This window comes from Enterobacter sp. SECR19-1250 (assembly GCF_013391025.1).
In the GTDB taxonomy this organism is placed as follows: Bacteria; Pseudomonadota; Gammaproteobacteria; order Enterobacterales; family Enterobacteriaceae; genus Enterobacter; species Enterobacter cloacae.
Genome location: NZ_JACASJ010000104.1, coordinates 1 through 16,735, shown reverse-complemented (window position 1 = coordinate 16,735; position 16,735 = coordinate 1). Strand labels below are relative to the sequence as shown.

Sequence of the window (16,735 nt, the reverse complement as noted above, 5' to 3'; positions counted from 1 at the left end):
ACTGATCGCCAGATCACGCTATTTAAATTCTGGAATTAGCTGCGGAATGACGGTTCAAAGCGATGTGCCTGCCAGAGCGCCCGCCAGCCTGACTCGCCTAAACCGGCAATATCCAGCCCCTGCTTAGAACTGAGCCACGTCAGCCGGGCAAAGAACTGCTCCATACATTCCGGTGAAGCGTAAAAACAGCTGAGAGAATGGTACTGCGGGACTGGAGGTTCTGGTTTTTGCCGGTCGGTCCCTCGCCAGACGACTTTGTCGAATCGGGGGATCCCCTGCCCGGCCAGGCTTACCTGGATCTGGTCGCCCGGCGCGATATCCAGCCTTTGCCAGCGGCCAACGGACCCGAGGCTAACCCGCTGCACCTGTTTATCATCCAGCCGTACCGGCTCCAGCGCCGCCACAACGGCAATTTTCCCCGTACGGCCCACAGTGAAGTGAATATCCCGTACTTCAGCAACCTGCGCGACAGGGGGATATTTCCATGCAACAACCCAACTGCCCTCTCCAGGCAGCCAGTTTTCACCCGGCAGTTCATCCGCCGAGCGAACCACAATGCCGTCCGTGGCAAAGGGTAATGCTGCGGTGTGCCACGCTGAGCGCTGCTTTTCTACGGCCTCAATATGCTCTACGGGCAAGGTATAGCGCGCCGTCAGGGTAAACCCCGCGTCAGACAGTTCCGCCAGTGCGGTTTTCATCTCTTTTGGCCCGTCTGGCCAGGCCCAGATGAATACCCCAACCTCTCTCAAAAACGCGTTATCCTGCTGGCGCATCATCGCACCTGCGACTTTTGCGCGTGCATTCATTCCGCCCATCTGCTGCTGAATGTGATTTTCACGCTGCCAAAAAAGCTCTCCCTGTAACACGCTGTTCGCCAGCGCGCCGGAAAGGTGTTGTGGCACCGACGGTATTAAACGCACCTGAGATGTCCAGTCTTCACCTTTTAGCCCATCGCCACGGCTAATGGCCTGAGCCAATGTTCCCCCCCGATACACCAGCGTTACCGCTACACCGTCAACTTTGGGTTGCATCCAGAGATTGCGCCGGGCATGCATCCACTGGCCAAGCTCTTCTTTACTGCTCACCTTATGAACCCCTGTATGGGCGACAGGGTGTTTGATACGTCCCGTCAGGGCGGGAAGTGCTGCGTCAGGTGAGGCATGCCCAAAACAGTGCTGCCACTGTTTTAACCGTCCGTTGAGCTGGTCATACACTTCATCGTTCACTTCGCTGATACCCTGCTGCCAGTAGGCGTCATCCCAGCGTTTGATTTGCGCACTTAACGTCGCAATCTCTTTCTCCGCCCTCGCCTGAGACCACACCGGGCACACCGCCGCCGCAGAACCACACCACAACAGCATGAAGCCGCTTATCCATCGCCACATCGCTACCCCTCCTTTACGTTGCTGGAGGTATAACCCGGCGACGAAAACCACGCTAATGGCAACATTGCGCTTTGCGAGGCGCTATCCAGAGTGAATTTATGTTGCTGCAAAACACAGGTAAAACCTGAAAACGACACGCAAAATGCAATAATCCAGGGGAAAAAGTGTGACAAAGGCTACGTCACACAGCGGCGACGTGTATAATAAGCCCGTATGTAGGACTTCTTCGTTAACACATACAAAAGACTCTCATGGCTCAAGGCACGCTTTATATTGTTTCTGCCCCTAGTGGCGCGGGTAAATCCAGCCTTATTCAGGCACTGTTAAAAACCCAACCGTTGTATGACACTCAGGTTTCTGTTTCGCACACCACGCGTAAACCGCGTCCGGGTGAAGTGCACGGTGAGCACTATTTCTTTGTCGATCACGACGAATTTAAAGCGATGATTGGCCGAGATGCGTTTCTTGAACACGCAGAAGTTTTCGGGAACTACTACGGTACTTCGCGTGAAACCATTGAGCAGGTTCTGGCAACCGGCGTGAATGTGTTCCTGGATATCGACTGGCAGGGCGCACAGCAAATTCGCAAGAAAATGCCTGATTCGCGCAGTATCTTTATTTTACCGCCGTCGAAAGATGAGCTGGATCGCCGCCTGCGTGGCCGCGGTCAGGACAGCGAAGAGGTCATTGCAAAGCGTATGGAACAGGCAGTTGCAGAAATGAGCCATTACGCCGAATATGATTACCTTATTGTGAATGATGATTTTGATGCCGCACTGAGCGATCTCAAAACCATCCTTCGCGCAGAACGTCTGCGTATGAGCCGCCAGAAGCAGCGACATGACGCATTAATCACCAAACTGTTGGCAGACTGAACCCACTTTCAGTATTATGCCCAGTCATTTCTTCACCTGTGGAGCATTTTAAGTATGGCACGCGTAACTGTTCAGGACGCTGTAGAGAAAATTGGTAACCGTTTTGACCTGGTGCTGGTCGCCGCGCGTCGCGCTCGTCAGATGCAGGTAGGCGGAAAAGATCCGCTGGTACCGGAAGAAAACGATAAAACCACCGTTATTGCACTTCGCGAAATCGAAGAAGGTCTGATCAACAACCAGATCCTCGACGTACGTGAGCGCCAGGAGCAGCAAGAGCAGGAAGCCGCAGAACTGCAGGCCGTAACCGCCATTGCTGAAGGTCGTCGTTAATTAAACCTGCGGGTCGCCCTTGTATCTGTTTGAAAGCCTGAATCAACTGATTCAAACCTACCTGCCTGAAGACCAGATTAAGCGTCTTCAGCAGGCTTATCTCGTTGCACGTGACGCTCACGAGGGCCAGACACGTTCAAGCGGTGAACCCTATATCACGCACCCGGTAGCGGTGGCCTGTATTCTGGCCGAGATGAAACTCGACTATGAAACGCTGATGGCCGCTCTGCTGCACGACGTGATCGAAGATACCCCTGCCACTTACCAGGATATGGAACAGCTGTTTGGCAAAAGCGTTGCCGAACTGGTGGAAGGGGTGTCCAAGCTTGATAAACTGAACTTCCGCGACAAGAAAGAGGCTCAAGCCGAAAACTTTCGCAAGATGATTATGGCGATGGTGCAGGATATCCGCGTCATTCTCATCAAACTCGCTGACCGTACCCACAACATGCGCACGCTGGGCTCACTCCGCCCGGACAAACGTCGCCGCATTGCCCGTGAAACCCTCGAAATCTACAGTCCGCTGGCGCACCGTTTAGGTATCCATCACATTAAAACCGAGCTGGAAGAGCTGGGTTTTGAAGCGTTGTACCCGAACCGCTATCGCGTCATTAAAGAGGTGGTGAAAGCCGCCCGCGGTAACCGTAAAGAGATGATTCAAAAGATCCTCTCGGAAATTGAAGGACGTTTACAGGAAGCGGGCATTCCCTGCCGCGTGAGCGGTCGCGAAAAACACCTGTACTCCATTTACTGCAAAATGGTGCTCAAGGAGCAGCGTTTTCACTCGATCATGGATATCTACGCGTTCCGCGTGATCGTCCACGATGCCGACACCTGCTATCGCGTTCTGGGGCAGATGCACAGCCTCTACAAGCCGCGTCCTGGGCGCATGAAAGATTACATCGCCATTCCAAAAGCGAACGGCTATCAATCTTTGCATACCTCGATGATCGGCCCGCACGGCGTCCCTGTTGAAGTGCAGATCCGCACCGAAGACATGGACCAGATGGCGGAGATGGGTGTCGCCGCACACTGGGCCTATAAAGAGCACGGTGGTGAAAGCAGCACCACGGCACAAATCCGCGCCCAGCGCTGGATGCAGAGCCTGCTGGAGCTGCAGCAGAGTGCGGGGAGCTCGTTTGAATTTATCGAGAGCGTAAAATCCGATCTCTTCCCGGATGAGATTTACGTTTTCACGCCTGAAGGGCGTATTGTCGAACTGCCTGCGGGCGCGACCCCGGTCGACTTCGCGTATGCCGTGCATACTGATATCGGCCACGCCTGCGTAGGCGCACGCGTTGACAGACAGCCTTATCCGCTGTCTCAACCGCTCGCCAGCGGCCAGACTGTCGAAATCATCACCGCACCGGGCGCACGTCCAAACGCGGCCTGGCTGAACTTTGTTGTGAGCTCCAAAGCGCGCGCCAAAATCCGTCAGCTGCTGAAAAACCTCAAGCGTGATGACTCCGTCAGCCTTGGGCGTCGTCTGCTCAACCATGCGTTGGGTGGCAGCCGTAAGCTGGCAGAGATCCCACCAGAACATATCCAGCGTGAACTCGACCGGATGAAGCTCACCTCTCTGGACGATCTGCTGGCGGAAATTGGGCTGGGTAACGCCATGAGCGTCGTGGTGGCCAAAAACCTGCAGCAGGGCGAAGCAATACCTTCCGCACCTGGCGCATCCGGCCACGCGCATCTGCCGATCAAAGGCGCGGACGGGGTGCTTATCACCTTTGCGAAGTGTTGCCGTCCAATTCCTGGCGATCCGATTATTGCGCACGTCAGCCCGGGCAAAGGGCTGGTTATCCACCATGAATCTTGTCGTAACATCCGCGGCTATCAAAAAGAGGCGGAGAAGTTTATGGCGGTCGAGTGGGATAAAGAGACGGCGCAGGAATTTATCACCGAAATTAAGGTGGATATGTTCAACCACCAGGGTGCCCTGGCGAACCTGACGGCAGCGATCAACACGGCCTCTTCCAACATTCAGAGCCTGAATACGGAAGAAAAAGATGGCCGCGTGTACAGCGCCTTTATTCGTCTGACCGCCCGCGACCGCGTGCATCTGGCAAATATTATGCGCAAGATCCGCGTCATGCCGGACGTCATTAAAGTCACCCGAAACCGAAACTAGTTTTATGAATGCACAACGTTATGCACGTATCTGCGAAATGCTCGCCAGGCGTCAGCCTGATCTGACGGTCTGCATGGAGCAGGTCCATAAACCTCATAACGTCTCTGCCATTGTCCGTACCGCAGACGCCGTCGGCGTGCATGAAGTGCACGCCGTCTGGCCCGGTGCCCGCATGCGCACCATGGCGTCGACAGCCGCAGGCAGTAACAGCTGGGTGTCCGTCAAAACCCATCAGACCATCGGCGAAGCCGTATCGCACCTGAAAGGTCGCGGTATGCAGATTCTTGCCACCAACCTGTCTGCCAAAGCGGTCGATTTCCGCGAGATCGACTACATCCGCCCGACCTGCATTTTGATGGGTCAGGAGAAAACCGGGATCACTCAGGAAGCGCTGGATCTGGCGGATCAGGACATCATCATCCCCATGATCGGCATGGTGCAGTCCCTGAATGTCTCTGTGGCCTCCGCGCTCATTCTGTATGAAGCCCAACGCCAGCGTCAGAACGCCGGGATGTACGAGCGCAGCAACAGCATGCTGCCGGAAGACGAACAGCAGCGCCTGCTGTTTGAAGGCGGCTATCCGGTGCTGGCTCGTGTTGCAAAGCAGAAAAAATTGCCTTACCCCCACGTCAACGCGCAGGGCGAAATTGAAGCCGATGCCGGGTGGTGGGCCACCATGCAGTACGCAGGGTAACCGATGAAAGGCCGCCTGCTGGATGCCATCCCGCTCAATAGCCTGACGGGCGTGGGCGCGGCGCAAAGCAGTAAACTGGGCAAAATTGGCCTGCACACCGTGCAGGATCTCCTGCTCCACCTCCCCCTGCGTTATGAAGACCGCACGCAACTTTATAAGATTGGCGATCTGCTGCCCGCGATTTACGCCACCGTTGAGGGCGAGGTGCTGAACTGCAACATCACCTTTGGCGTCCGCCGGATGATGACCTGTCAAATCAGCGACGGCACCGGCATTCTCACCATGCGCTTTTTCAACTTCAACGCGGCGATGAAAAACAGCCTTGCGACGGGCCGCCGGGTGCTGGCGTATGGCGAAGCCAAACGCGGGAAATATGGCGCAGAGATGATCCACCCGGAGTACCGCGTACAGGGCGATCTCAGCACACCGGAGCTGCAGGAGACGCTCACCCCGGTCTACCCGACAACGGAAGGTATCAAACAGGCGACGCTGCGTAAGATCACCGACCAGGCCCTGGAGTTACTCGATACCTGCGCCATCACCGAACTGCTACCGCCTGAGCTGGCGCAGGGAATGATGAGCCTGCCGGAAGCGCTGCGTACGCTGCATCGCCCGCCGCCCACGCTGCAGCTCAGCGATTTAGAAAGCGGCAAACACCCTGCCCAACGGCGTCTTATCCTTGAGGAATTACTGGCGCATAACCTGAGCATGCTGGCGCTGCGCGCCGGTGCGCAGCGTTTTCATGCCCAGCCCTTAAGCCCGCGTGATGAGCTCAAGGATAAGCTGCTGGCTTCCCTGCCGTTTAAACCTACCGGTGCCCAGGCGCGCGTCACCACCGAGATCGAACGCGATATGGCGCTTGATGTGCCCATGATGCGCCTGGTGCAGGGCGATGTAGGCTCAGGTAAAACGCTGGTTGCTGCCCTGGCAGCCCTGCGCGCCATTGCCCACGGCAAGCAGGTGGCGCTGATGGCGCCGACGGAACTGCTGGCGGAGCAGCACGCGAATAACTTCCGCGCCTGGTTCGCCCCGCTGGGCATTGAGGTGGGCTGGCTTGCCGGAAAACAAAAGGGCAAAGCGCGTCTTGCGCAACAGGACGCCATCGCTCGCGGTGAGGTGCAGATGATTGTCGGCACCCATGCCATCTTCCAGGAGCAGGTGCAGTTTAACGGCCTCGCGCTGGTGATCATCGACGAACAGCACCGCTTTGGCGTGCATCAGCGCCTAGCGCTGTGGGAAAAGGGGCTACAGCAGGGCTTCCATCCGCACCAGCTGATCATGACCGCCACGCCTATTCCGCGAACCCTGGCGATGACCGCCTATGCCGATCTCGACACCTCCACCATTGACGAACTGCCGCCGGGCCGTACGCCGGTCACGACGGTGGCCATCCCGGATACCCGCCGCAGCGACATCATCGATCGCGTGCGCAACGCCTGCACCCATGAAGGGCGTCAGGCGTACTGGGTCTGCACGCTGATTGAGGAGTCTGACCTGCTTGAAGCGCAGGCCGCAGAAGCAACGTGGGAAGAGCTGAAGCTGGCGCTACCGGAACTGAAGGTGGGCCTGGTGCACGGTCGCATGAAGCCCGCAGAAAAACAGGCCGTCATGCAATCCTTCAAACAGGGCGAGCTGCATTTGCTGGTCGCCACAACGGTGATTGAAGTGGGCGTGGATGTGCCAAACTCCAGCCTGATGATCATCGAAAACCCGGAACGTCTGGGGCTTGCGCAGTTACACCAGCTACGTGGCCGTGTGGGCCGTGGTGCGGTGGCTTCACACTGCGTTCTGCTCTACAAAGCTCCGCTCTCAAAAACCGCGCAGATGCGTTTGCAGGTACTGCGTGACAGCAACGACGGATTCGTCATTGCGCAAAAAGACCTGGAGATCCGTGGCCCGGGCGAGCTCCTGGGCACACGTCAGACCGGGAACGCTGAATTCAAAGTGGCAGATTTGCTGCGGGATCAGGCCATGATCCCTGAAGTTCAGCGCCTTGCCCGCCATATTCATGAACGCTACCCCGAACAGGCGGCAGCGTTAATTGAGCGCTGGATGCCGGAAACTGAGCGCTACTCCAACGCCTGATCTCAGGCGAACATCGGCAGCATCAGGTACAGCTTGATCACCAGCGCGTTGACGATATCAATAAAGAATGCCCCAACCATCGGTACCACGAGAAACGCCATGTGCGAAGGCCCGAAACGTTCGGTGATTGCCTGCATATTGGCGATTGCCGTTGGCGTGGCACCCAGACCAAACCCACAGTGCCCCGCCGCCAGCACCGCGGCATCGTAGTTTTTGCCCATCATGCGCCAGGTAACGAACATGGCATAGAGCGCCATAAACAGCGCCTGCACCGCCAGAATGGCCACCATCGGCAGCGCCAGCGACGCCAGTTCCCACAGCTTAAGGCTCATCAGGGCCATCGCCAGGAACAGCGACAGGCAGACGTTACCCAGCACCGAGACCGCACGTTCAAACACGCGGTAAAAGCCCATCAGGGCCAGACCATTGCTCAGGATCACCCCGATAAACAGCACACAAACAAAGGTCGGCAGTTCAAAGGCCGTGCCCGCCAGCCATTGCGCAACCACTTTACCCAGCGTCAGACAGATGGCGATCATGGCGATGGTTTCAATCATCACCAGCGAGGTGATGGTGCGGCCAACGTCCGGCTTTTCGAACGCGGTGGGGACCAGTTCATCGTCCGGTCTGCCGTCTGGCGTGGTGGAGTGCTTCACCAGGTAGCGCGCTACCGGGCCGCCAATCAGACCGCCAAGCACCAGACCAAAGGTCGCGCAGGCCATCGCCACTTCCGTTGCGTTTTCAAAGCCATAGCGCTCGATAAACAGCTTACTCCACGCCGCCCCGGTACCGTGCCCGCCGGACAGGGTGATGGATCCGGCCAGCAGACCCATCAGCGGATCCAGCCCCAGCAGAGACGCCATACCGATGCCGATGGCGTTTTGCATCAGCAGCAGACCAACCACGACAATCAGAAACACGCCCAGCACCTTACCGCCCGAGCGCAGGCTCGCCAGGTTGGCGTTCAGGCCGATAGTGGCAAAGAAGGCCAGCATCAGCGGATCTTTGAGGGACATATCGAAATCGATTTCCCAGCCCATGCTTTTTTTCAGCACCAGCAGGGCCAGCGCCACCAGCAACCCACCGGCAACAGGTTCAGGAATGGTGTACTTTTTCAGAAAGGAAACACTGTGTACCAGCTTGCGACCAAGCAGAAGAACCAGCGTTGCGGCAACAAGGGTCGACAACGTATCGAGATGAATCATAAGAGGCTCCTGTTATGCGCGTGTTCCATACACACGCGGCGTTATCCTGGGCCGGCTTATGCTCGTCATGAGCTACCGGCGCGAAAAGTGTAATTTTTTTTTCCTCCACGTTGTAGAAAACCTGCTCATACCGGCAGATTTTCTCTGTTTTTTTTGCTGGCAATCGTTTGCTTTTACCAGGTGGTCAGATAAAATGCCCGCTTTTCCACCGTGGGATTACCGTCGATGTCCGTTAACAGCATAGAGTCTCCTGATGCGCAACCGATTGCGCAAAAGCAAAATAGCGAACTGATTTACCGTCTTGAAGACCGCCCACCGCTTCCGCAGACGCTCTTCGCTGCCTGCCAGCATCTTCTGGCCATGTTTGTTGCGGTGATCACCCCGGCGCTGTTGATCTGCCAGGCGCTGGGTTTACCGGCTCAGGATACGCAGCACATCATCAGCATGTCCCTCTTTGCCTCCGGCGTAGCCTCAATTATTCAAATTAAAGCCTGGGGTCCGGTGGGGTCTGGCTTGCTGTCGATTCAGGGTACCAGTTTTAACTTTGTGGCACCGCTGATAATGGGCGGTACGGCGTTAAAAACCGGCGGGGCGGATGTCCCGACCATGATGGCGGCGCTGTTCGGCACGCTGATGCTGGCCAGCTGCACGGAGATGGTGATCTCCCGTGTTCTGCATCTGGCTCGCCGCGTGATCACCCCGCTGGTCTCGGGCGTGGTGGTGATGATTATCGGTCTGTCGCTGATTCAGGTGGGGCTGACCTCCATCGGTGGGGGTTATGCCGCAATGAGCGACCACACCTTTGGCGCACCAAAAAACCTGCTGCTGGCTGGCGTGGTGCTGGCCATCATTATTCTGCTCAACCGTCAGCGTAACCCGTACCTGCGCGTGGCCTCGCTGGTGATCGCCATGGCGGCCGGTTACCTGCTGGCGTGGGCGCTGGGCATGTTGCCGGAAAACACCGCACCAACCAACAGCGCGCTGATCACCGTTCCTACTCCACTGTACTACGGCCTGGGCATTGACTGGGGTCTGCTGCTGCCGCTGATGCTGGTCTTTATGATCACCTCCCTGGAGACCATCGGCGATATCACCGCCACCTCCGATGTCTCGGAGCAGCCGGTGTCCGGCCCGCTGTACATGAAGCGTCTGAAAGGCGGCGTGCTGGCAAACGGTCTGAATTCCTTTGTCTCTGCCGTGTTTAATACATTCCCGAACTCCTGCTTCGGGCAGAACAACGGCGTGATCCAGCTGACCGGCGTGGCCAGCCGTTATGTCGGGTTTGTGGTGGCGCTGATGCTGATTGTCCTTGGCCTGTTCCCGGCCGTGAGTGGTTTTGTACAGCACATCCCTGAGCCGGTTCTCGGCGGAGCAACGCTGGTGATGTTCGGTACTATCGCGGCCTCGGGCGTGCGAATCGTCTCCCGCGAGCCACTGAACCGCCGCGCGATCATGATTATTGCCCTGTCGCTGGCCGTGGGTCTGGGCGTTTCTCAGCAGCCGCTGATCCTGCAGTTTGCCCCGGACTGGGTGAAAAACCTGCTCTCTTCCGGCATCGCCGCTGGCGGTATCACCGCTATCGTGCTGAATCTCGTTTTCCCGCCAGAGAAAAACTGATTGTCCTCACGGCAGGCTGTCAATGCCTGCCGTGACATCTCTTTACACCATTCCCGCCTTGAGCATTGCGCATAAATCGTGCATAACTCCTTTATGTACGTTTCGCGGGAAGGAAGACCATGAAATTTATTGGAAAGCTGCTCGTCTATCTTCTGGTAGCCCTGCTCCTTGTGCTGCTGGCACTCTATTTTCTGCTTCAGACCCGCTGGGGTGCGTCACAGGTCAGCAGTTGGGTAACGGTGAACACCGATTACGAACTCAGTTTCGACCTGATGGACCACCGCTTTTCGTCGCCTTCCCACATCCTTCTGGAAAACGTCACCTTTGGCCGCGACGGTCAGCCCGCCACGCTGGTGGCTAAAAAAGTCGATATTGGTCTTGGCAGCCGACAGCTCACCGATCCATTGCATATGGACACCATCACCCTGGTCGATGGCACGCTGAACCTCTCTCCGCAGACCGCGCCGATGCCCTTCCAGGCAGACCGTCTGCAGCTAAACAACATGGCCTTCAACAGCCCCAACACGGAGTGGGATTTAAGCGCGCAAAAAGTGACGGGCGGTGTCAGTCCGTGGCAGCCAGAAGCGGGTAACGTGCTGGGCAAAAATGCGCAGATCCAGATGAGCGCGGGTTCGCTCACCCTGAACGGGGTACCGGCCACTAACGTGCTGATCCAGGGCCAGCTGAACGGCAAGGAGGTGGTGCTGAACACCATCGGCGCCGATATGGCGCGCGGCTCGCTTACCGGCTCCGCCCTGCGCAACGCCGACGGAAGCTGGGTCATCGACACCATGCGCCTGAACGAGATCCGCCTGCAGAGCGATAAATCGCTGCTGGATTTCTTCGCGCCGCTCAATACCATCCCCTCCTTGCAGATTGGCCGCCTGGAAGTCACCGATGCGCGCCTGCAGGGGCCAGACTGGGCCGTAACCGATTTGGATCTCAGCCTGCGCAACCTGACGCTGAGCAAAGGAGACTGGCAGAGCCAGGACGGGCGTTTATCCATGAATGCCAGCGAATTTATTTACGGCTCGCTGCATCTGTTCGACCCAATCCTGAATGCGGAATTCTCTCCGCAGGGCGTGGCGCTGCGCCAGTTCACCTCCCGCTGGGAAGGGGGCATGGTGCGCACCTCCGGCAACTGGCTGCGCGACGGTAAAGCGCTGGTACTGGACGATGTCGCCGTCGCCGGGCTGGAGTACACCCTGCCGCAGAACTGGAAAACGTTGTGGATGGATCCGCTGCCGGAATGGCTGAACAGCGTGACGCTGAAAAAATTCGGCCTGAGCCGCAACCTGGTGATCGACATTGATCCCGCGTTCCCGTGGCAGATCACTTCTCTTGATGGCTATGGGGCTAACCTGCAGCTGGCGCAGGACCACAAATGGGGCGTATGGGGCGGCAGCGCCGCGCTAAACGGCGCAGCAGCCACTTTTAACCGCGTGGACGTGCGACGCCCGTCGCTGGCGCTGAACGCTAACGCCGCCACGGTCAATATCACCGATCTGAGCGCCTTTACCGAGAAAGGCATTCTGGAAGCCACCGCGACGGTTTCTCAGCTTGCGCAACGACAGACCACGGTGAGCCTGAACGGGCGCGGCGTGCCGCTCAACATCCTGCAGCAGTGGGGCTGGCCCGCGCTGCCGGTGAGCGGCGACGGCAACATTCAGCTTTCTGCCAGCGGGAGTGTGCAGGCGAATGCCCCGCTGAAGCCAACGGTAAATGGCAAGCTGAGCGCGGTAAATATGGATAAACAGCAGGTTCAGCAGACCATGACCGGTGGTGTAGTTTCAACACCACCCTCACCCCAGCCCTCTCCCTGAAAGGGAGAGGGAGTAAACCATTCCCTCGCCCCTTTGGGGAGAGGGTTAGGGTGAGGGGAATTAAAGGTGAACCACCACCTCATCCCCCTCCGCGTTCACCACCACGCCCCACTCGCTGCCCGCGTATGAGCCACCTTTCACACCAGTCACCTTCTGCACGTTGCGCAAGCATACCGACCAGTTCCGCGCTTCACCCGCGCCAGTAAGGGTCACGGTGTCGCCCTTGCGTGACGCCTTCAGCGTAAATACCACCGAACCGTCAGCCGCAGGCACTTCACTCACCGCTGTTGCGCCCTCATCCAGGTTAAACAGCTGGAAGGCCGTGCCCTCATTCCAGGCGTAGTCCGGTTTGTGCTTGTTGTTACCGAGCGCCAGCAAGGTGTTGTCGCGCACATAAACCGGCAGGCTCATGAAATCATGCTGCTGCTTATGCCAGCGGCAGCCCTGAACCTCATCGTTGTGCCACAAGTGCGTCCAGCGACCTTCCGGCAGGTAAAACTGCACCTCACCCGCCTCTGAGAACACCGGCGCCACCATCAAGGCATCCCCCAACATGTACTGACGGTCGAGATAGTCACACGCCGGATCGTCCGGGAACTCCAGCATCATCGCCCGCAGCATCGGCGTGCCGCACTCCCGTGCCAGCGCCGCCTGACGATAGAGGTACGGCATCAGCTGGCATTTCAGCTGCGTAAAGTGGCGCACCACGTCGCAGGACTCATCATCGTACGCCCACGGCACCCGGTAGGATTTGCTTCCATGCAGGCGGCTGTGGCTGGAGAACAGCCCGAACGCGCACCAGCGTTTGTAGACGTGCGCCGGGGCGGTGTTTTCGAAACCGCCGATATCGTGGCTCCAGAACCCGAAGCCGGACAGACCAATCGACAGGCCGCCGCGCAGGCTTTCCGCCATGGATTCATAGTTGGCATAGCAGTCGCCGCCCCAGTGCACCGGGAACTGCTGTGCGCCGACGGACGCCGAGCGGGCAAACAGCACCGCCTCCTCCTCGCCTACCGTCTCTTTCAGCACGTTCCACACCAGCGCGTTATAGATGAAGGCGTAGTGGTTGTGCATCTTCTGCGGATCGGAACCGTCAAACCACTGCACATCCGTCGGGATACGCTCGCCGAAATCGGTTTTGAAGCAGTCCACGCCAATCTCCACCAGGCCCTTCAGCTTGTCGGCGTACCACCGGCACGCGTCCGGATTAGTGAAGTCGTAAATCGCCAGCCCGGGCTGCCATTTGTCCCACTGCCACACGCTGCCATCCGGGCGCTTCAGCAGATAGCCCTTCTCTTTCAGCTCGTTAAACACCGGCGATTTCTGGCCGATGTACGGGTTGATCCACACGCAGACCTTCAGCCCCTTCTCTTTCAGGCGGCGGATCATCCCTTCTGGATCGGGGAAGGTCACCGGGTCCCACTCAAAATCACACCACTGGAAGGCCTTCATCCAGAAGCAATCAAAATGGAAGACGTGCAGCGGCAGGTCGCGTTCGGCCATGCCGTCGATGAAGCTGTTCACCGTCGCTTCGTCGTAGTTAGTGGTAAACGAGGTGGTGAGCCACAGGCCGAAGGACCACGCCGGCGGCAGCGCCGGACGACCGGTGAACTGCGTGTAGCGGTCCAGGACCGCTTTCGGCGTCGGGCCGTCGATCACAAAATACTCCAGATATTCGCCCTCGACGCTGAACTGCACTTTGGAGACCTTCTCCGAGCCGATTTCAAACGACACATTTTCCGGATGGTTGACCAGCACGCCGTAGCCGCGGTTAGTGAGATAGAACGGAATATTTTTGTAGGACTGCTCGGTGCTGGTGCCGCCGTCGCGGTTCCAGGTATCGACCTGCTGACCGTTGCGCACCAGGGCGGTAAAGCGCTCACCGAGGCCATAAACCGTTTCCCCGACGCCCAGATCCAGACGTTCGAACAGATAGTTGCGATTCGTGTGGCTGTCCTGCACGTAGCCGTTGTTTTTCAGTTCACTGCCGGTGATCCGCTGGCCGTTACGCAGAAAATCGAGCGCCCAGAACTCGCCTTTGGTGACGCGCACGCTGAGATTACCGCTTTTCAGCTCGGCGTATTCGGCGTTATTTACCGTCTCGACCCTTACGTCCTTCAGCACGTTGAGCGGAAAGTGCGGGCCTTTGTCCTGCGCCCCCTGGAAGTGCTCGATGCGCACCCCGACAATCCCTTCCTGCGGTGCGAAGAGCCGGACGGTGAACATCAACGTATCGAGTTGCCACGCGCGTTCGCGGACGTCGCGCGGTGCCACATACACCACCAGGTCATTGCCCTGTTGCTCCACATCGAACACCTGGACCGGATACGTCACGGTCAGGCCAGGTTGAATAAGCCAGTTTCCATCACTGATTTTCATACTTTCGTCCTCCTGGTTCTGTAATCCTTTGCTGGCCGCCAGATGCCTGCCGTGTGGCGATACGGGCACTGAGACCGGTTACAGAGGTTTTAAACCATTGTTTCAGGAGCGAGTATTGCGTTTTCTGGTTAGCAAATTACGTTTCTTGTTTTTTGTGATCGGGGTAAATGTCGCGGAGCACGAAATGCTAACCTGAGGATTTTCTTAAGAATTAACTGAAATGGGGGTGTTCAGGTCAAAAGAGAGGTGAAAAAAGTGTGTCGGGGTATGTGGTAAATGTCTGAAAGTAGCTATAATGCGCCCCGCCTCCATGTAGCAATGCAGGCGCGGAAGATCGTCATCTCCGGTGAGGTGGCTGGACTTCAAATCCAGTTGGGGACGCCAGCGTTCCCGGGCAGGTTCGACTCCTGTGATCTTCCGCCAAAAGTTCGTCCGCAACTATCCGAGAAAGTCTAAAAAATCTCTATTTTCCTTCGCATTATTATTCACTGAACCGTAGCAGTCCGACGAGCTATCTTTGAATCTATATTAAATAATAGTCGATCCTTTTACATATACTGTTATTTCATAATTTAACAAGAAAGACAGATTAGGAACTTATTCTTACCAAACGAAGATATTTTTGGTTATTATCGGGTAAGGATATGGTGATGAAATTATATTATGGAAGAAAGTGGAATGACCGTCGTTATGTCACCGGTACAACTGGCGGCGGTGCTTTCAGATAAGAGCGTGACAGAAGCGGAAACGCTGAGTAACCGATTACTGGGGGGGGGCTTGGCGTTTTACTCGGAGCAGTAGAAACGGATAATGAGTTACTTGCCCGATTCGAGCAGAATAAGCGACTCATAATGTCTTCAACATTTAAAAATTTAAACGTTGCAGAAAGCGTTATATCAAGAGCAATATATTATAAGCGAGCAAATATAAAATCATTACTTGGCGGGGGAAACAGAGGGGGGCGCCTCACTATCGTTTACCCGGCAGGTCAGGAGATTGGATATGGGTTTTCACGAGGTAGTACACAGCGTATCAGCATGCGAAGTGTGAGGATTGTTATTGAGCTGAAAGAATATAATGGTAAGCCTTACTATATCCTTACTGCATTCCCGACCCCGTAGGTGAATTATGCAAAATTTCTATCATCTTGATCAGTTGATTCATGGTTACTTCAATCAGGATTATGACCTCATTAATGATGGTGCGGATACAATTGAGGGAATAATTGGGCTATTTAAAAAGACGGCACCTGGTTGGTTGTTAAAAGAGTTAGCCGGAGAGATTGATACTTTCATTGAGTGTTACGGAGACAAGTTGGATGATGAGTTCAAAAGCCGATATGGATTTGATTTTTCGCCTGAGCTGTGGGAGACGACCTCTTACGACTTCCTGATGACGGTGCGCAGACTTGCCCTTGCTTAGCAACCGCGACTCATTGTCGAAGTGCGATGAACCCGTAGTGAATTATCCCTTTGGCTCCAGGCCTTTTCGTCGTAAAGCCTCCCTCGCCAGTTCCTTTAACCAACTGGCGAGACTCACCCCTTCCTCAGCCGCCACGGCATCCAACTGCTCCTTCAATGCCGGATCAATACGCATCTTAAATTGCGGGGACTGCCCACCGCCTTTTGGTTTTTTTTCGCGCGATATGATTGACATGAGGCCACCTATCCATCTACTCTGAGCCATATAGGAGGCCACCTAACCCTCCTCTACAAGCAACGCTCCGATGTGCGGGAACACAACAGGAGCGTCTAACCTCACCAACTATCAAGGAGTTGATTATGGCTGATTCGCATTCTACCCCAGACACCGACCAATCCGGAACCGAGCGTTCGTTAATTGTGGGATATCGCCCGAATGTTTTCGACAAATCCACGCCCAATATCATTCTGTCAGGCAAATGGCTACGCGCGGCAGGGTTTGAAACCGGACATCAAGTGACCGTAAAGGTGATGAAAGGATGCATCGTTCTGGTGGCGTATAACGAGCAGGAGCAGAGGTTGCAGGATGATTATAAACGGACGAAAGCAAAGCTTATTGAGATAGAGAACGCGCTTACAGCCATCCAAACTCCGCGTGCTGGAAAGCGCCTCGCAAAAACAAATACAAACCACCTGGCTTAGCGGCTGTTTCTGGCATACTACGAACTTACCGAGGCTTTGTTGAATAAATCAGATTTCGGGTAAGTCTCCCCCGTAGCGGGTTGTG

General features: G+C 56.3%; 14 protein-coding genes, 1 tRNA gene and 1 pseudogene. 12 read left to right on the top strand and 4 right to left on the bottom strand.

Annotation, left to right across the window (positions count from 1 at the left end; genetic code table 11):
* Positions 1 to 44: 44 nt before the first annotated feature.
* Positions 45 to 1,385 (bottom strand): annotated as a pseudogene (gene ligB, locus HX884_RS21285) (NAD-dependent DNA ligase LigB); the annotation flags it as partial.
* A 251-nt stretch (positions 1,386 to 1,636) separates the two neighbouring features.
* On the opposite strand from ligB, the gene gmk reads away from it, so the two are divergent.
* From gmk to recG, 5 genes are read left to right on the top strand one after another with little or no spacing between them, the layout of a single operon-like run.
* Positions 1,637 to 2,260, top strand: coding sequence for a guanylate kinase (gene gmk, locus HX884_RS21280; protein ID WP_013094883.1), 624 nt, complete (start codon positions 1,637 to 1,639; stop codon positions 2,258 to 2,260).
* A 54-nt stretch (positions 2,261 to 2,314) separates the two neighbouring features.
* Complete coding sequence (gene rpoZ / locus HX884_RS21275) at positions 2,315 to 2,590, top strand: DNA-directed RNA polymerase subunit omega (protein WP_000135058.1); 276 nt, start codon at positions 2,315 to 2,317, stop codon at positions 2,588 to 2,590.
* Between the two features lie 19 nt (positions 2,591 to 2,609).
* Positions 2,610 to 4,724 carry a bifunctional GTP diphosphokinase/guanosine-3',5'-bis pyrophosphate 3'-pyrophosphohydrolase gene (spoT, locus tag HX884_RS21270; RefSeq protein WP_013094882.1) on the top strand — a complete coding sequence of 705 codons (2,115 nt, stop codon included), beginning with the start codon at positions 2,610 to 2,612 and terminating at the stop codon, positions 4,722 to 4,724.
* Positions 4,725 to 4,728: 4 nt separating this feature from the next.
* Positions 4,729 to 5,418 carry a tRNA (guanosine(18)-2'-O)-methyltransferase TrmH gene (gene trmH, locus HX884_RS21265; RefSeq protein ID WP_178328750.1) on the top strand — a complete coding sequence of 230 codons (690 nt, stop codon included), beginning with the start codon at positions 4,729 to 4,731 and terminating at the stop codon, positions 5,416 to 5,418.
* A 3-nt stretch (positions 5,419 to 5,421) separates the two neighbouring features.
* Positions 5,422 to 7,503, top strand: a complete 2,082-nt coding sequence (recG, locus tag HX884_RS21260; RefSeq protein WP_178328749.1) for an ATP-dependent DNA helicase RecG — start codon at positions 5,422 to 5,424, stop codon at positions 7,501 to 7,503.
* 2 nt (positions 7,504 to 7,505) lie between these two features.
* Here the strand turns inward: recG and gltS are convergent, their stop codons facing one another.
* Positions 7,506 to 8,708, bottom strand: coding sequence for a sodium/glutamate symporter (gene gltS / locus HX884_RS21255; protein WP_013094878.1), 1,203 nt, complete (start codon positions 8,706 to 8,708; stop codon positions 7,506 to 7,508).
* A gap of 225 nt (positions 8,709 to 8,933) precedes the next feature.
* Between gltS and xanP the strand changes: the two genes are divergently transcribed.
* Positions 8,934 to 10,325 carry a xanthine/proton symporter XanP gene (xanP, locus tag HX884_RS21250; RefSeq protein WP_014830139.1) on the top strand — a complete coding sequence of 464 codons (1,392 nt, stop codon included), beginning with the start codon at positions 8,934 to 8,936 and terminating at the stop codon, positions 10,323 to 10,325.
* 119 nt (positions 10,326 to 10,444) lie between these two features.
* Complete coding sequence (locus tag HX884_RS21245) at positions 10,445 to 12,148, top strand: AsmA family protein (RefSeq protein WP_178328748.1); 1,704 nt, start codon at positions 10,445 to 10,447, stop codon at positions 12,146 to 12,148.
* A gap of 60 nt (positions 12,149 to 12,208) precedes the next feature.
* Here the strand turns inward: HX884_RS21245 and yicI are convergent, their stop codons facing one another.
* On the bottom strand, positions 12,209 to 14,527 hold the full coding sequence (gene yicI / locus HX884_RS21240; protein WP_178328747.1) for an alpha-xylosidase: 2,319 nt from the start codon (positions 14,525 to 14,527) through the stop codon (positions 12,209 to 12,211).
* Positions 14,528 to 14,855: 328 nt separating this feature from the next.
* On the opposite strand from yicI, the gene HX884_RS21235 reads away from it, so the two are divergent.
* From HX884_RS21235 to HX884_RS21225, 4 genes are all read left to right on the top strand, one after another.
* A tRNA-Sec gene (locus HX884_RS21235) sits at positions 14,856 to 14,950 on the top strand.
* Positions 14,951 to 15,205: 255 nt separating this feature from the next.
* Positions 15,206 to 15,328: a hypothetical protein gene (locus HX884_RS27320; protein WP_256737182.1), complete on the top strand. Its 123-nt coding sequence runs from the start codon at positions 15,206 to 15,208 to the stop codon at positions 15,326 to 15,328.
* Between the two features lie 50 nt (positions 15,329 to 15,378).
* Positions 15,379 to 15,648 carry an RNase A-like domain-containing protein gene (locus HX884_RS27570; protein ID WP_249166248.1) on the top strand — a complete coding sequence of 90 codons (270 nt, stop codon included), beginning with the start codon at positions 15,379 to 15,381 and terminating at the stop codon, positions 15,646 to 15,648.
* 7 nt (positions 15,649 to 15,655) lie between these two features.
* Complete coding sequence (locus HX884_RS21225; protein ID WP_178328746.1) at positions 15,656 to 15,949, top strand: contact-dependent growth inhibition system immunity protein; 294 nt, start codon at positions 15,656 to 15,658, stop codon at positions 15,947 to 15,949.
* 42 nt (positions 15,950 to 15,991) lie between these two features.
* On the opposite strand, the gene HX884_RS21220 is transcribed toward HX884_RS21225, so the two are convergent.
* Positions 15,992 to 16,183 (bottom strand): toxin-antitoxin system HicB family antitoxin, encoded by a 192-nt coding sequence (locus HX884_RS21220; protein WP_028028019.1) that lies wholly within the window; start codon positions 16,181 to 16,183, stop codon positions 15,992 to 15,994.
* Positions 16,184 to 16,308: 125 nt separating this feature from the next.
* On the opposite strand from HX884_RS21220, the gene HX884_RS21215 reads away from it, so the two are divergent.
* Positions 16,309 to 16,650: a SymE family type I addiction module toxin gene (locus tag HX884_RS21215; protein ID WP_038418324.1), complete on the top strand. Its 342-nt coding sequence runs from the start codon at positions 16,309 to 16,311 to the stop codon at positions 16,648 to 16,650.
* The last annotated feature ends 85 nt before the right edge of the window (positions 16,651 to 16,735 follow it).

What these genes read in the sequence shown, in the direction of transcription:
- recG (WP_178328749.1), top strand. Translation starts at nt 5,422, where the DNA reads ATGAAAGGCCGCCTGCTGGATGCCATCCCGCTCAATAGCCTGACGGGC.
- rpoZ (WP_000135058.1), top strand. Translation starts at nt 2,315, where the DNA reads ATGGCACGCGTAACTGTTCAGGACGCTGTAGAGAAAATTGGTAACCGT.
- gltS (WP_013094878.1), bottom strand. Translation starts at nt 8,708, where the DNA reads ATGATTCATCTCGATACGTTGTCGACCCTTGTTGCCGCAACGCTGGTT.
- gmk (WP_013094883.1), top strand. Translation starts at nt 1,637, where the DNA reads ATGGCTCAAGGCACGCTTTATATTGTTTCTGCCCCTAGTGGCGCGGGT.
- HX884_RS27570 (WP_249166248.1), top strand. Translation starts at nt 15,379, where the DNA reads ATGTCTTCAACATTTAAAAATTTAAACGTTGCAGAAAGCGTTATATCA.
- HX884_RS21215 (WP_038418324.1), top strand. Translation starts at nt 16,309, where the DNA reads ATGGCTGATTCGCATTCTACCCCAGACACCGACCAATCCGGAACCGAG.
- HX884_RS27320 (WP_256737182.1), top strand. Translation starts at nt 15,206, where the DNA reads ATGACCGTCGTTATGTCACCGGTACAACTGGCGGCGGTGCTTTCAGAT.
- HX884_RS21220 (WP_028028019.1), bottom strand. Translation starts at nt 16,183, where the DNA reads ATGTCAATCATATCGCGCGAAAAAAAACCAAAAGGCGGTGGGCAGTCC.
- yicI (WP_178328747.1), bottom strand. Translation starts at nt 14,527, where the DNA reads ATGAAAATCAGTGATGGAAACTGGCTTATTCAACCTGGCCTGACCGTG.
- xanP (WP_014830139.1), top strand. Translation starts at nt 8,934, where the DNA reads ATGTCCGTTAACAGCATAGAGTCTCCTGATGCGCAACCGATTGCGCAA.
- trmH (WP_178328750.1), top strand. Translation starts at nt 4,729, where the DNA reads ATGAATGCACAACGTTATGCACGTATCTGCGAAATGCTCGCCAGGCGT.
- HX884_RS21245 (WP_178328748.1), top strand. Translation starts at nt 10,445, where the DNA reads ATGAAATTTATTGGAAAGCTGCTCGTCTATCTTCTGGTAGCCCTGCTC.
- HX884_RS21225 (WP_178328746.1), top strand. Translation starts at nt 15,656, where the DNA reads ATGCAAAATTTCTATCATCTTGATCAGTTGATTCATGGTTACTTCAAT.